The following is a 14,929-nucleotide window of genomic DNA, read 5'->3' on the forward strand; positions in this document are numbered from 1 at the left end:
CTCGTTTAATTCGAGCAATATAACATTTATGCCGTAACCAATATTAGTTACGAGATTCTATAATCGCTTTTGCAATGTTTTGCGGTGCATCTGCGTACTTCAAGAATTCCATAGAGTATGAAGCACGACCCTGAGATGCTGAACGCAAATCAGTTGCATAACCAAACATTTCAGATAGAGGGACTACGGCTTGGATAAGTTTAACACCAGCGATGCCATCTTCCATACCTTCAATTATGCCACGACGGCGGTTTAAGTCACCTACTACGTCGCCCATATAATTTTCAGGTGTAGTCACTTCTACTTTCATACAAGGTTCGAGCAACACAGGGGTAGCTTCTAGCGCACCCTTTTTGAAGCCCATAGAACCCGCAATCTTAAACGCCATTTCATTTGAATCCACATCATGATATGAACCATCGAATAAAGTGACCTTTACGTCAAGTACAGGGTAGCCAGCTAACACGCCGTTCTTCATCTGTTCTTGAATACCTTTGTCAACAGCAGGAATAAATTCACGAGGAACTGTACCACCTACAATTTCATTGACAAATTCATAGCCTTCACCTTCTTCACGCGGGTCAATTCTTAGCCATACATGACCAAATTGACCTCGTCCACCGGATTGGCGTATAAACTTACCTTCTACTTCAACACTTGAACGAATAGTTTCACGATAGGCAACCTGTGGTTTACCTACGTTACACTCAACACCAAATTCGCGACGCATACGGTCAACGATAATGTCTAAGTGTAGCTCACCCATTCCAGATATCAGTATTTGAGCTGAATCTTCATCAGTTTCGACTTTGAATGATGGGTCTTCCGCTGCTAATTTTTGCAACGCAATCGCCATTTTATCTTGGTCGGCCTGTGAACGAGGCTCAACAGCAATGGTAATTACTGGTTCTGGGAACTCCATGCGTTCTAGAATCACTTTGTGATCTATATCGCAAAGAGTATCACCCGTTGTTACATCTTTTAAACCAATGGCCGCAGCGATATCACCCGCGCGCACTTCTTTTAATTCAGAGCGATCATTTGCGTGCATTTGCACCATACGACCAATTCGTTCACGTTTCTGTTTAACAGAATTGTAAACGGCAGCACCTGATTGAAGTACACCGGAATATACGCGGATAAAAGTAAGTGTTCCAACAAATGGATCAGTCGCTATCTTAAATGCTAATGCCGCAAAAGGGGCATTATCATCAGATGGACGTTCTACTTCTTGCTCGTCTTCATCAATACCTTTAATTGCAGGTACATCAACTGGCGCAGGTAAGAAGTCGACCACCGCATCTAACACTGCCTGAACACCTTTGTTCTTAAATGCTGAACCACAGGTTGCTAAGACAATTTCATTATTGATAGTGCGCTGACGCAATGCATGCTTAATCTCAATTTCTGACAGTTCACCTGTTTCCAAGTATTTATCCATCAGTTCATCAGAGGCTTCAGCAGCAGCTTCCACTAGGTACTCACGCATATCTGCTGCTTTGGCAGCAAGATGTGCTGGAATTTCTTCATAAGTGAATGACATCCCTTGATCTTCTTCAGACCAATTGATGGCTTTCATCTTAATCAAATCAATAACCCCTTTGAAATCCTCTTCTGTACCTATATTCAATTGAATAGGCACACAAGTGGCTCCAAGACGATTACGAATTTGGCTGATAACACGGTCAAAGTCAGCACCTGTACGGTCCATCTTATTAACAAATACCAAACGCGGAACGTGGTACTTGTCAGCTTGACGCCAAACGGTTTCTGATTGAGGTTCAACGCCTGATGAGCCGCAGAAAACAACCACTGCACCATCTAACACGCGTAATGATCGCTCAACTTCAATAGTGAAATCAACGTGACCTGGAGTATCGATGATATTAATACGGTGTTCAGTGAACTGAGCATCCATACCACGCCAGAAAGTGGTAACAGCAGCCGAGGTAATAGTAATACCCCGCTCTTGCTCTTGTACCATCCAGTCCGTAGTAGCAGCGCCGTCATGCACCTCACCAATTTTATGAGACAGACCGGTATAGAACAAAACACGTTCAGTTGTGGTAGTTTTACCTGCATCCACATGAGCTACAATACCGATATTACGATAACGCTCAATTGGGGTTGTACGAGCCACGATTATACCCTCTCAACTAAAGCAAATTTTGCTTTAGACAATATCAACAATATGGAGCGGGCTAATGCCCGCTCCATTATATTACCAACGGTAATGAGCAAACGCTTTGTTAGCTTCTGCCATGCGGTGAACGTCTTCACGTTTCTTAACCGCAGTACCTTTGTTTTCAGACGCATCTAGCATTTCACCTGCTAGACGTAAAGCCATAGATTTTTCACCACGTTTGCGAGCAGCTTCAACTAACCAGCGCATCGCTAGTGCATTACGACGCACTGGACGAACTTCACATGGTACTTGATACGTAGAACCACCAACGCGGCGAGATTTAACTTCGACTGATGGGCGTACGTTATCAAGAGCTGCTTCAAGGATTGATAAATGATCTTCGCTTTTCTTTTCAGCGACGACATCTAATGCCTTGTAGATAATTTTTTCAGCAGTCGACTTTTTGCCGTCCTGCATAATGACGTTGATGAACTTAGCCAACAACTCACTGTGAAACTTTGGATCTGGTAGGATTTTACGTTGTCCTACAACGCGACGTCTTGGCATATTAATTCTCCGTATGCTTCAGGTATTTCCAAAACTGGAATGTCAAATAAATACTAGCTTGGCCTTACTTTTAACGGGATACGTTAAGACTTAGGACGCTTAGCACCGTACTTAGAACGGCCTTGGCGACGTGAAGTCACGCCTGCACAATCTAATGCGCCACGAACAGTGTGGTAACGCACACCTGGTAAGTCTTTAACACGACCACCACGGATTAAGATTACACTATGCTCTTGCAAGTTATGGCCTTCACCACCGATATACGAAGTTACTTCGAAACCGTTAGTTAGACGCACACGGGCTACTTTACGTAGTGCAGAGTTAGGTTTTTTTGGTGTTGTAGTGTACACACGAGTACAAACACCACGTTTTTGTGGGCACGCATTCAACGCAGGCACATTAGTCTTTTCGACTTTTGGCGCACGTGGCTTACGTACCAACTGGTTTACAGTTGCCATGTATAGCTCCGACAGTTGAATAACTCAACAATTAGGTGTGAAAAATCTATATCCCACAATGGTGGGACGCGGAATTTTAGAAAGGTAATGCCAATCTGTCAAGAAATAGCCAACTTTTGATCGAAATTCGAATAAAAAAGGCGCCTAAGGCGCCTTTTTTTAACATTACCGCAACTTAATCTTAGCTTCCTGCCAAATTAAGTAAGTCTGCTAAGTTCTGTTCAGCTTCGCTTGCCGTCACTTTTGATGCTTCAACCTTGCCACCAGAAGCGGCTGCTTTAGCACGTTCTTCGTTACGAGTCTTGTGATAAGCATAACCCGTACCCGCTGGGATCAAACGGCCCACAATTACGTTTTCTTTCAGACCACGTAATGGATCGCTCTTACCACCAACAGCTGCTTCAGTTAGTACACGAGTCGTTTCTTGGAACGATGCTGCTGAGATGAATGATTCGGTAGCCAAAGAAGCTTTGGTAATACCTAATAAATCACGTTCAAACAGTGCAGGCATCTTGCCTTGTGCTTCAAGTTCGCGGTTAGCGATCTTAACGCGAGCCACTTCAGCTTGCTCACCTTCTAAGAAGTCTGTGTCGCCTGATGAAGTAATAATACACTTACGTAGCATCTGACGAATGATCACTTCGATATGCTTATCGTTGATCTTAACACCCTGGAGGCGGTAAACGTCCTGTACTTCGTTAACTATGTAGTTTGCTACATGATGTATACCACGAAGACGTAAGATGTCGTGTGCCGCTTCAGGGCCGTCTGCAATAACTTCACCACGTTCGACTTTTTCACCTTCGAACACGTTTAAGTTACGCCACTTAGGGATCATCTCTTCATAATGATCGCCGCCATCTGCAGGAGTAATAACTAGACGACGCTTACCTTTAGTTTCTTTACCGAACGAGATAGTACCAGAGATTTCTGCAAGAATTGCAGGCTCTTTTGGCTTACGCGCTTCGAATAAGTCTGCAACACGTGGAAGACCACCGGTGATGTCGCGTGTTTTAGACGATTCCTGAGGAATACGTGCTAATGCGTCACCAACGTTAATTTTCGCGTTATCATCTTTTGCTACAATCGCATTACCAGGTAAGAAGTATTGAGCTGGTACTTCAGTACCAGGGATCATTAAGTCATTACCATCAGCATCCACTAAGCGGATTGCTGGGCGCATTTCTTTACCCGCTGAAGTACGTGCACCTACGTCAAGTACAACAACAGAAGAAAGACCTGTTAACTCGTCTGTTTGACGTGTCATGGTGACGCCGTCGATCATATCAACAAACTTAACTGTACCGGCAACTTCAGAAATAATTGGATGCGTATGTGGATCCCAGTTAGCGATAATATCGCCTGCTGCAACTTCACTGTCTTCCAGTTTTTCTAATACGGTACCGTAAGGCACTTTATAACGCTCTTTCTCACGACCTAGTTCATCAATGATGGCTATTTCAGAAGAACGAGACACAATTACCAGCTTACCGTCGATATTAGAAACATGCTTAGCATTATGTAACTTCAAAGAACCCGCGTTCTTAACTTGAACGTTGTTTTCTGCAGAAGCTCGAGATGCCGCACCACCAATATGGAACGTACGCATGGTTAACTGTGTACCTGGCTCACCAATTGATTGTGCTGCAACAACACCAATGGCTTCACCGTGGTTAATGATATGACCACGCGCTAAGTCACGGCCATAACATGCCGCACAAACACCAAAGTCTGTATCACAAGTAATTACCGAGCGAACGATAACTTCATCGATGCTGTGCTCTTCTAATGTGTCACACCATGCTTCGTCTAATAATGTATTACGTGGCGCTAATACTTCTTCAGTACCAGGCTTCAATACATCAATAGCAACCACACGACCCAATACGCGTTCACGTAATGGCTCAACAACATCACCACCTTCAATAAGCGGCTTCATTGTTAGACCGTGTTCAACACCACAATCATCTTCAATAACCACTAAATCTTGTGCAACGTCAACAAGACGACGAGTTAGATAACCCGAGTTAGCTGTTTTAAGCGCTGTATCAGCAAGACCTTTACGCGCACCGTGAGTAGAAATAAAGTACTGAAGTACGTTTAGGCCTTCACGGAAGTTAGCAGTAATTGGCGTTTCGATGATTGAGCCATCAGGCTTAGCCATCAAACCACGCATACCCGCTAGCTGACGGATCTGTGCAGCACTACCACGAGCACCGGAGTCAGCCATCATATAGATGCTGTTAAACGAAGCTTGTTGCTCTGGCACGCCATCACGGTTAATCACTGTCTCAATTGACAGGTTTTCCATCATCGCTTTCGATACTTTTTCGTTGGCAGATGCCCAAATATCGATAACTTTGTTGTAACGTTCACCCGCAGTAACAAGACCCGACTGGAACTGCTCTTGAATTTCAAGCACTTCAGCTTCAGCGTCTGCAACTAAGGTATATTTCTCGTCAGGAATAACCATGTCATCGATACCTACAGAGGCACCTGAAATGGTTGCAAAACGGAAACCGGTATACATCAATTGGTCAGCAAAGATAACAGTATCTTTAAGACCTAGTTGACGGTAACAGGTGTTCAACAATTTAGAAATCTGCTTCTTACCCATGTTTTGGTTAACCAAATCATATGATAAGCCTTCTGGCAGAATTAACGATAAAAGTGCACGACCCACTGTAGTGTCTACGATACGAGTCGCTTTAGTTCTTTCGCCATCTTCAGCAATTGTCGTTTCAGTAACACGAACTTTAACGCGTGCATGTATCTCAACAGCGCCAGTAGCGTAAGCTTTTTCAACTTCTGAAACGTCAGAGAATGCCATACCTTCACCGCGGCCATTAATACATTCGCGGCTAGTGTAGTACAAACCTAATACAACGTCTTGAGACGGAGTAATTACAGGTTCGCCGTTAGCAGGTGACAAAATGTTGTTAGTCGACATCATTAGCGCACGAGCTTCTAATTGAGCTTCAAGCGTTAATGGTACGTGTACCGCCATTTGGTCACCGTCGAAGTCGGCGTTGTATGCCGCACAAACTAACGGATGCAATTGAATTGCTTTACCTTCAATTAGAACAGGTTCAAATGCTTGAATACCTAGTCTGTGAAGTGTTGGTGCACGGTTAAGCATCACTGGATGTTCACGAATGACTTCGTCTAGTACATCCCATACTTCTGCCTGTTCACGCTCAACCATTTTCTTAGCAGCTTTAATAGTCGTTGCTAAGCCACGAGCTTCTAACTTACCGTAAATGAATGGTTTGAATAGCTCAAGCGCCATCTTCTTAGGAAGACCACACTGGTGCAAACGTAAAGTAGGACCTACGGTAATTACCGAACGGCCTGAATAGTCAACACGCTTACCAAGTAAGTTTTGACGGAAACGACCTTGCTTACCCTTGATCATATCAGCCAAAGATTTTAAAGGACGTTTGTTAGAACCGGTAATAGCACGACCGCGACGACCGTTATCTAATAGCGCATCAACTGACTCTTGTAACATACGTTTTTCGTTACGTACGATAATGTCAGGCGCAGCTAAATCTAACAGACGCTTCAAACGGTTGTTACGGTTAATCACACGACGGTATAGATCGTTAAGATCAGATGTCGCGAAACGACCACCATCTAACGGCACTAATGGGCGTAGATCAGGTGGAAGAACCGGTAACACTTTTAAGATCATCCACTCTGGCTTGTTGCCAGATGTGAAGAATGCTTCCATCAATTTCAAACGCTTGGTCACTTTCTTGCGACGAGTTTCTGAATTGATTGATGGTAGTTCTTCGCGCATTTGCTCGATTTGTTGCTCAAGATCGATAGCACGTAGCAATTCTAAAACTGCCTCTGCACCCATCTTAGCTTCGAACTCATCGCCATACTCTTCTAACGCATCTAAATACGTTTCTTCGGTCAGCATTTGGCCGCGCTCAAGCGTGGTCATGCCAGGCTCGATCACAACAAATGATTCAAAGTACAGTACGCGTTCAATATCACGTAACGTCATATCTAGCATTAAGCCGATACGAGACGGTAATGATTTTAAGAACCAAATATGGGCAACTGGGCTAGCCAGTTCAATGTGACCCATGCGCTCACGACGCACTTTAGTCTGGGTAACTTCTACGCCACACTTTTCACAAATTACACCACGGTGCTTAAGACGTTTGTATTTACCACACAAACATTCGTAATCTTTAACTGGACCAAAGATACGCGCACAGAACAAACCTTCACGTTCAGGTTTGAATGTACGGTAGTTAATGGTTTCTGGCTTTTTAACTTCACCAAATGACCAAGAGCGGATTAGATCAGGCGAAGCCAATCCAATTTTAATTCCGCTAAATTCTTCAGTCTTACTTTGCTGCTTAAGAAACTTTAATAAGTCTTTCACGTTTCTCTCCTGAAGGAGTTAAACCAGGTGCTTTGCTGATGCAAAGCACCCTTGGTTACCAAACATTGCTTAAGTGCGATGCTTACTCTTGATCCAGCTCGATATTAATACCAAGTGAACGAATTTCCTTCAACAATACGTTGAAAGATTCAGGCATGCCTGGTTGCATCTGATGGTTACCGTCGACGATGTTTTTATACATCTGAGTACGACCGTTAACGTCATCTGACTTAACTGTTAGCATTTCCTGTAGAGTATAAGCAGCACCGTATGCTTCAAGTGCCCACACTTCCATCTCACCGAAACGCTGACCACCGAATTGAGCTTTACCGCCCAATGGTTGTTGAGTCACTAAGCTGTACGAACCGGTTGAACGGGCGTGCATCTTGTCATCAACTAAATGGTTCAGTTTAAGCATATACATGTAACCAACGGTTACTTTACGCTCAAATTCGTTACCGGTACGGCCGTCACATAATGTCAACTGACCAGACTCAGGTAAGCCTGCAAGAGCAAGCATTTGCTTGATCTCTTTCTCTTTAGCACCATCGAATGCTGGTGTAGCGATTGGAATACCACCTTTAAGGTGAGTCGCCAAACGTACAACTTCATCATCAGTGAATGAATCGATATCAACGCGTTGTAACACGTCATCACCTAACTCATAAACTTGCTTGATGTAATCACGAAGTACGGCAATTTCACGTTGCTCTTCAAGCATAGCGGTAATCTTATTACCAATGCCTTTCGCAGCAGCGCCCATGTGGACTTCTAGTACCTGACCGATGTTCATACGCGATGGTACGCCCAATGGGTTAAGTACGATGTCTACTGGATTACCTTCTTCATCATATGGCATATCTTCGACTGGACAAATCTTCGAGATAACACCTTTGTTACCATGACGACCGGCCATTTTATCACCAGGCTGGATAGTACGTTTAACGGCTAAGTAAACCTTAACAATTTTCAGTACGCCAGGTGCTAAATCATCACCTTGGGTGATCTTACGACGTTTAGTTTCAAACTTCTTATCAAAGTCAGCGCGCAGCTCTTCGTGCTGTTCAGCTAACTGTTCAAGTTCAGTTTGTTTTGCTTCATCGTCAATCACTTGGATTAGCAAGTCTTTGCGTGGTAACTCAGCTAATTTAGCTTCAGAGAAACCTGCAGCCAATAATAAGTTACGCGCACGGCCTAATACGCCGTCTTCAAGGATCTTGAACTCTTCGCCTAAGTCTTTACGAGCTTGACGAACATGCATGTCTTCAATTTCAAGCGCACGCTTGTCTTTTTCAACGCCGTCACGGGTAAATACCTGAACGTCGATGATGGTGCCTTTCACTGAGTTAGGTACACGTAATGAGCTGTCCTTAACGTCAGACGCTTTCTCACCAAAAATAGCTCGGAGTAGTTTCTCTTCTGGAGTTAACTGTGTTTCACCCTTAGGTGTCACTTTACCCACAAGAATATCGCCGCCCTTCACTTCTGCACCAATATAAACGATACCTGATTCATCTAATTTAGATAAAGCAGACTCACCTACGTTTGGAATATCAGCGGTAATTTCTTCACTACCCAATTTAGTATCACGAGCAATACAAGAAAGCTCTTGGATATGGATAGTAGTGAAACGATCTTCTTGCGCTACGCGCTCAGAAATTAAGATCGAATCTTCGAAGTTATAACCGTTCCAAGGCATGAACGCGATACGCATGTTCTGGCCAAGAGCCAATTCGCCAAGATCCGTTGAAGGACCATCAGCTAACACATCACCACGAACTACTGGATCACCAGCAAAACAACAAGGACGTTGGTTAATACAAGTATTTTGGTTTGAACGGGTATATTTTGTTAGGTTATAAATGTCGATACCGGCTTCGCCTGGGCGTAGCTCATCTTCATTTACTTTAACAACGATACGGCTAGCGTCAACATAGCTAACTGCACCACCACGTTTAGCGACAACCACAACACCAGAGTCAACAGCAAGCGTACGTTCAATACCTGTACCCACTAACGGCTTATCAGCACGCAGTGTAGGAACGGCTTGACGTTGCATGTTTGCACCCATCAATGCACGGTTAGCATCATCGTGTTCTAGGAACGGAATTAATGACGCTGCTACAGAAATAATCTGTTGTGGCGAAACGTCCATGTACTGAACGTCAGCCGCACGCATAAAGGTAGATTCACCTTTATGACGACAAGCAATTTGGTCTTCAACCATACGACCAGCCGCATCAACTTCGATGTTAGCCTGTGCAATAACGTAACGACCTTCTTCAATTGCTGATAAGTATTCAACTTCATCAGTAATCACACCATCGACCACTTTACGGTATGGTGTTTCTAGGAAGCCGTACGAGTTTGTACGAGCAAAACTGGCTAGCGAGTTAATTAGACCAATGTTTGGACCCTCAGGGGTCTCAATTGGACATAAACGACCATAGTGAGTTGGATGTACGTCACGAACTTCGAAACCAGCACGCTCACGAGTCAAACCACCAGGGCCAAGCGCAGAAATACGACGTTTATGCGTTACTTCTGATAGCGGGTTGTTTTGGTCCATAAACTGTGACAACTGTGAAGAACCAAAGAATTCTTTCACTGCCGCAGAAATTGGCTTAGCGTTAATTAAGTCTTGTGGCATTAATTCGTTTAAGTCGCCTAAAGATAGACGTTCACGAACAGCACGCTCAACACGGACTAAACCAACACGGAATTGGTTTTCAGCCATCTCACCTACGCTACGAATACGACGGTTACCTAAGTGGTCAATATCGTCGACTTCATCGTAACCATTACGGATTTCGATGATTTTCTTCATAACACAAACGATGTCTTCTTTAGACAGAACGCCTGAACCTTCATCTTCAGCAATCTCAAGACGACGGTTAAACTTCATGCGACCTACTTTTGATAAGTCGTAACGTTCTTCACTAAAGAATAGGTTTTGGAATAAACCTTCAGCAGCATCTTTGGTTGGTGGCTCGCCAGGACGCATCATACGATAGATTTCAACTAAGGCTTCTAAGCGGTTAGTTGTTGAATCTATACGTAATGTATCAGCGATATAAGCACCGTGATCAAGATCATTGATAAATAGTGTATCAATTTCTTTAATGCCGGCTAATGACAAATTAGCTAAATCTTCTAAAGAGATTTCGCTGTTTGCTGTCACTAATACTTCACCAGTATCTTCATCGATATAATCTTGTGCAGCATACTTACCAACAATGTAATCTACTGGCACTTCAAGCTCAGTAGTGTTGGTTTTTTCTAACTGCTTAATATGACGAGCTGTAATACGACGACCGGCTTCTACTAGCAGACTGCCTTCAGCATCTTTAATGTCATAGCTAGCTGTCTCACCGCGTAAACGATCAGGTACTAATGCCATCACTAAAGAGTCTTTCTTAATCTTGAACTGAATACGCTCAAAGAATAAGTCTAAGATGTCTTGTGTAGAGAAGTCTAACGCACGTAGCATGATAGTCGCAGGTAACTTACGACGACGGTCTATACGGACGAATAATGCGTCTTTAGGATCGAATTCAAAGTCAAGCCATGAACCACGGTAAGGAATAATACGTGCGTTATAAAGCACTTTACCGGAAGAGTGGGTTTTACCACGGTCATGATCAAAGAATACGCCAGGACTACGGTGTAACTGAGACACGATAACACGCTCAGTACCGTTAATAACGAATGTACCGTTATCAGTCATCAATGGGATATCACCCATATAGACTTCTTGTTCTTTAATATCTTTTACTGTGCCAGCTGCAGCTTCACGATCAAACAACACCATGCGTAATTTAACGCGTAGTGGAGCTGAATAAGTGACACCACGGATCTGACATTCTTTCACATCAAAAACTGGCTCGCCTAGTTTATAGCTGACATATTGCAGCTCAGAATAACCAGAAAAGCTCTTGATAGGAAAAACGCTACGAAATGCCGCTTCAAAACCGCGTTCACCCGTAGGATCTTGATCGGTGAATTTCTTAAAAGAGTCTAACTGGATAGACAATAGATAAGGGATGTCCAAAACCTTTGGACGCTTACCAAAATCTTTGCGAATACGCTTCTTTTCAGAATAGGAGTAAACCATGGGTTTCCTCTACTTACTAGTGTGACCAAGACTGAAATACATTAATTTTTTAATATAAATCAGCGCGTTTGCCCGTCACCGTTGTCGCAAGAACCTAACCAGTAATCTCTGCTAGGAACTGCTAAAACTGGCGATAAACGGTGAATAAAAAATCGCCTGCGCATAAAGCGCAAAAAAGGCCGACGGTTAAAAAACCGCCAGCCTTCACCCAATTACTTGGGTGAGAGTAAGTTAATTAAAACTTACTTGATTTCAACTTCTGCACCAGCTGCTACTAACTCAGCTTTAAGCGCTTCAGCTTCTTCTTTAGAAACTGCTTCTTTAACAGCAATCGGTGAAGATTCTGACATAGTTTTAGCTTCTTTCAGGCCAAGACCTGTAGCGCCACGAAGTGCTTTAATTACAGCAACTTTGTTAGCACCGTGAGAAGTAAGAATTACGTCGAATTCTGTTTGCTCTTCAGCAACTGCACCAGCATCGCCAGCAGCTACAGTAGCAGCAGCAGCAGAAACGCCGAATTTTTCTTCCATTGCTTCGATTAGTTCAACAACTTCCATTACAGACATTGCTGCGAAAGCTTCTAAGATTTGGTCTTTAGTGATAGACATTAGAAATATTTCCTATTGTTCTGAATTCAATTTTATTAAGCAGCCAACTTATAATTAAGCGGCTTCTTGTTTTTGATCGCGAAGGGCGGCCAATGTACGTACGAACTTGCCAGCAGATGCTTCTTTCATAGTCATCATTAACTGAGCTAGTGCTTCGTCGTATGTTGGTAGTTTCGCTAAACGATCAATATCAACTGCAGGGATAAATATCCCTTCGAAAGCTGCACCTTTAACTTCAAACTTTGCTTGCTCTTTAGCGAAATCTTTTAAAAGACGCGCTGCAGCACCTGGGTGCTCTAGAGAGAAGGCGATTAAAGTTGGGCCAGTGAACGTTTCTGCAAGGCACTCAAAAGCTGTACCTTCAACAGCACGCTTAGCTAAAGTGTTACGTACTACACGTACATAAACACCATTAGCGCGAGCGGCTTTACGCAGACCGGTCATGGCACTTACAGTTACACCGCGTGAATCGGCAACAACTGCAGAAAGTGCACCTTTGGCAGCTTCGTTGACTTCAGCAACAATTGCCTTTTTGTCTTCGAGTCTTAATGCCATTAGGCTTTACTCCTGGATTCTACCTAGGGAAACCCCTAGTATTTACCAAACCAAATACAATATGTAGATGGCTACTTACGGTGCAGATTTTCCAGTAAAAAAATTTAGCTGGGGCCTGACACCGTCTACGCAGGAAATTAAGTTAACCTTACGATAAACACCTGCGGTCTTGGACGGAAACTCAATTTAATCAAATATACCTAAATACTTAAGTGATATTAAATAAAATGAGCTTCAACCCACAATTTGCGCGCATTATAGACTAATATACGCAAATTGTAAAATTACTTGATGTCTTCCAAGCTAGCTTGGTCAACTGCAACACCTGCACCCATAGTGGTAGAGATGCTGACTTTTTTCACGTAAATGCCTTTAGCAACTGCAGGCTTAGCCTTTTTCAGTGCTGACACTAACGCTTCTAAGTTTTCTTTTAACTGTTCAGTAGTGAAATCCACTTTACCAATAGTAGTGTGGATAATACCATTCTTGTCGTTGCGGTAACGAACTTGACCAGCTTTAGCATTCTTAACTGCTTCTGCAACGTTAGGCGTTACTGTACCCGTTTTAGGGTTAGGCATTAAACCGCGTGGGCCTAATATTTGACCTAACATACCCACAACGCGCATAGCGTCTGGTGATGCGATAACAACATCAAAGTTCATTTCGCCAGCTTTAATTTGAGCAGCTAGGTCATCCATACCCACAAGTTCCGCACCCGCAGCTTTAGCAGCTTCAGCGTTTGCACCTTGAGTGAATACAGCAACACGAACGTCACGACCAGTACCGTGTGGAAGTACAGTAGCACCACGCACGTTTTGATCTGATTTACGAGGATCGATACCAAGGTTAACAGCTACGTCAACACTTTCTACGAATTTAGCTGTGGCTAATTCTTTTAAAAGTGCTACTGCTTCATTGATGTCATACTGCTTAGTACCATCAACTTTTTCGCGAATTACGCGAGCGCGTTTACTTAGCTTTGCCATTATATTAGTCCTCTACTACCAAACCCATTGAACGTGCAGTACCTTCAATTGAACGAGTCATCGCTTCAATATCAGCACCAGTCATATCAGCCGCTTTAGATTCAGCAATTTCCTGAACAGCGCTACGCTTGATAGTTCCTACTTTTTCTGTATTAGGACGGCCTGAACCTGATTTTAAACCAGCTGCTTTAAGCAGTAGGAAAGATGCAGGTGGAGTCTTAGTTTCAAAAGTGAAAGAACGGTCACTGTATACAGTGATAACAACAGGAATCGGCATACCTTTTTCGAACTTTTCAGTACGAGCATTGAATGCTTTACAGAATTCCATGATGTTCACACCTTTTTGACCTAAAGCAGGACCAACTGGTGGAGACGGGTTTGCAGCACCGGCTGCTACTTGTAGCTTAATATAAGCTTCAATTTTCTTTGCCATGTCGACATTTCCTCTATTTGGGTTCAAACGCACCTTGGCGACATGCCAATTTGCTCCCCCTGAAACAACGGGTGCGAATTATACAAAAATCCTCACCCGCAAACAATCAATATTTTGTGGTTATTTTAATCAGCTTTTTTCAACTTGATGAAAATCAAGTTCAACAGGTGTTGAGCGACCAAAAATCATCACAGAAACTTTAACGCGATTCTTCTCATAATCGACTTCTTCGATTGTACCGTTAAAGTCTGCAAATGGTCCGTCACACACTCGAACCACTTCACCTGGCTCATAAATAACACGGTGTGTAGGCGAAGTAACAGTGTCTTGTAAACGCTGTAATATGCTATTTGCTTCTTTTTCAGAAATCGGTGCTGGACGATCTGATGTGCCACCAATAAAGCCCATTACACGTGGAATGCTCTTTACTAAATGCCAGCTATCATCATTCATTTCCATTTGAACTAACACATAGCCTGGAAAGAATTTACGCTCGCTTTTACGACGTTGACCTGCACGCATTTCAACGACTTCTTCAGTTGGAACTAAAATCTCACCGAAGTAATCTTCCATACTGTGCATCTTGATATGTTCAAGCAGTGTTTTTAGTACACGACCTTCGTAGCCTGAAAAGGCTTGAATGACATACCATTTTTTCTTCGCTTCTGTAGCTTCAGTCAT

The 14,929-nt window shown here is 43.2% G+C and carries 10 protein-coding genes; all 10 read right to left on the bottom strand.

Annotated features, from left to right (window positions below; all coding sequences use genetic code 11):
* Nucleotides 1-43: 43 nt before the first annotated feature.
* The 10 genes from fusA to nusG all read right to left on the bottom strand — a co-directional run bounded on the left by fusA (nt 44) and on the right by nusG (nt 14,929).
* Nucleotides 44-2,140, bottom strand: coding sequence for an elongation factor G (gene fusA, locus L0B17_RS01340; RefSeq protein WP_235087037.1), 2,097 nt, complete (start codon nt 2,138-2,140; stop codon nt 44-46).
* An 81-nt stretch (nt 2,141-2,221) separates the two neighbouring features.
* Complete coding sequence (gene rpsG, locus L0B17_RS01345; protein WP_226411997.1) at nt 2,222-2,692, bottom strand: 30S ribosomal protein S7; 471 nt, start codon at nt 2,690-2,692, stop codon at nt 2,222-2,224.
* Between the two features lie 83 nt (nt 2,693-2,775).
* Nucleotides 2,776-3,150 carry a 30S ribosomal protein S12 gene (gene rpsL / locus L0B17_RS01350; RefSeq protein ID WP_101033703.1) on the bottom strand — a complete coding sequence of 125 codons (375 nt, stop codon included), beginning with the start codon at nt 3,148-3,150 and terminating at the stop codon, nt 2,776-2,778.
* A 181-nt stretch (nt 3,151-3,331) separates the two neighbouring features.
* Nucleotides 3,332-7,552, bottom strand: coding sequence for a DNA-directed RNA polymerase subunit beta' (gene rpoC, locus L0B17_RS01355; RefSeq protein WP_235087038.1), 4,221 nt, complete (start codon nt 7,550-7,552; stop codon nt 3,332-3,334).
* Between the two features lie 82 nt (nt 7,553-7,634).
* A complete protein-coding gene (gene rpoB, locus L0B17_RS01360) occupies nt 7,635-11,666 on the bottom strand; it encodes a DNA-directed RNA polymerase subunit beta (protein ID WP_235087040.1) in 4,032 nt (1,343 codons plus the stop codon).
* Nucleotides 11,667-11,908: 242 nt separating this feature from the next.
* Nucleotides 11,909-12,274 carry a 50S ribosomal protein L7/L12 gene (gene rplL / locus L0B17_RS01365; RefSeq protein WP_235087041.1) on the bottom strand — a complete coding sequence of 122 codons (366 nt, stop codon included), beginning with the start codon at nt 12,272-12,274 and terminating at the stop codon, nt 11,909-11,911.
* Nucleotides 12,275-12,328: 54 nt separating this feature from the next.
* Nucleotides 12,329-12,829, bottom strand: a complete 501-nt coding sequence (gene rplJ, locus L0B17_RS01370) for a 50S ribosomal protein L10 (RefSeq protein ID WP_235087043.1) — start codon at nt 12,827-12,829, stop codon at nt 12,329-12,331.
* 284 nt (nt 12,830-13,113) lie between these two features.
* Nucleotides 13,114-13,815 (bottom strand): 50S ribosomal protein L1, encoded by a 702-nt coding sequence (rplA, locus tag L0B17_RS01375; protein WP_226412007.1) that lies wholly within the window; start codon nt 13,813-13,815, stop codon nt 13,114-13,116.
* A 4-nt stretch (nt 13,816-13,819) separates the two neighbouring features.
* Nucleotides 13,820-14,248, bottom strand: coding sequence for a 50S ribosomal protein L11 (gene rplK / locus L0B17_RS01380; protein ID WP_235087044.1), 429 nt, complete (start codon nt 14,246-14,248; stop codon nt 13,820-13,822).
* Between the two features lie 129 nt (nt 14,249-14,377).
* Complete coding sequence (gene nusG / locus L0B17_RS01385) at nt 14,378-14,929, bottom strand: transcription termination/antitermination protein NusG (protein ID WP_235087046.1); 552 nt, start codon at nt 14,927-14,929, stop codon at nt 14,378-14,380.

The organism is Shewanella sp. OMA3-2 (genome assembly GCF_021513195.1).
Lineage (GTDB): Bacteria > Pseudomonadota > Gammaproteobacteria > Enterobacterales > Shewanellaceae > Shewanella.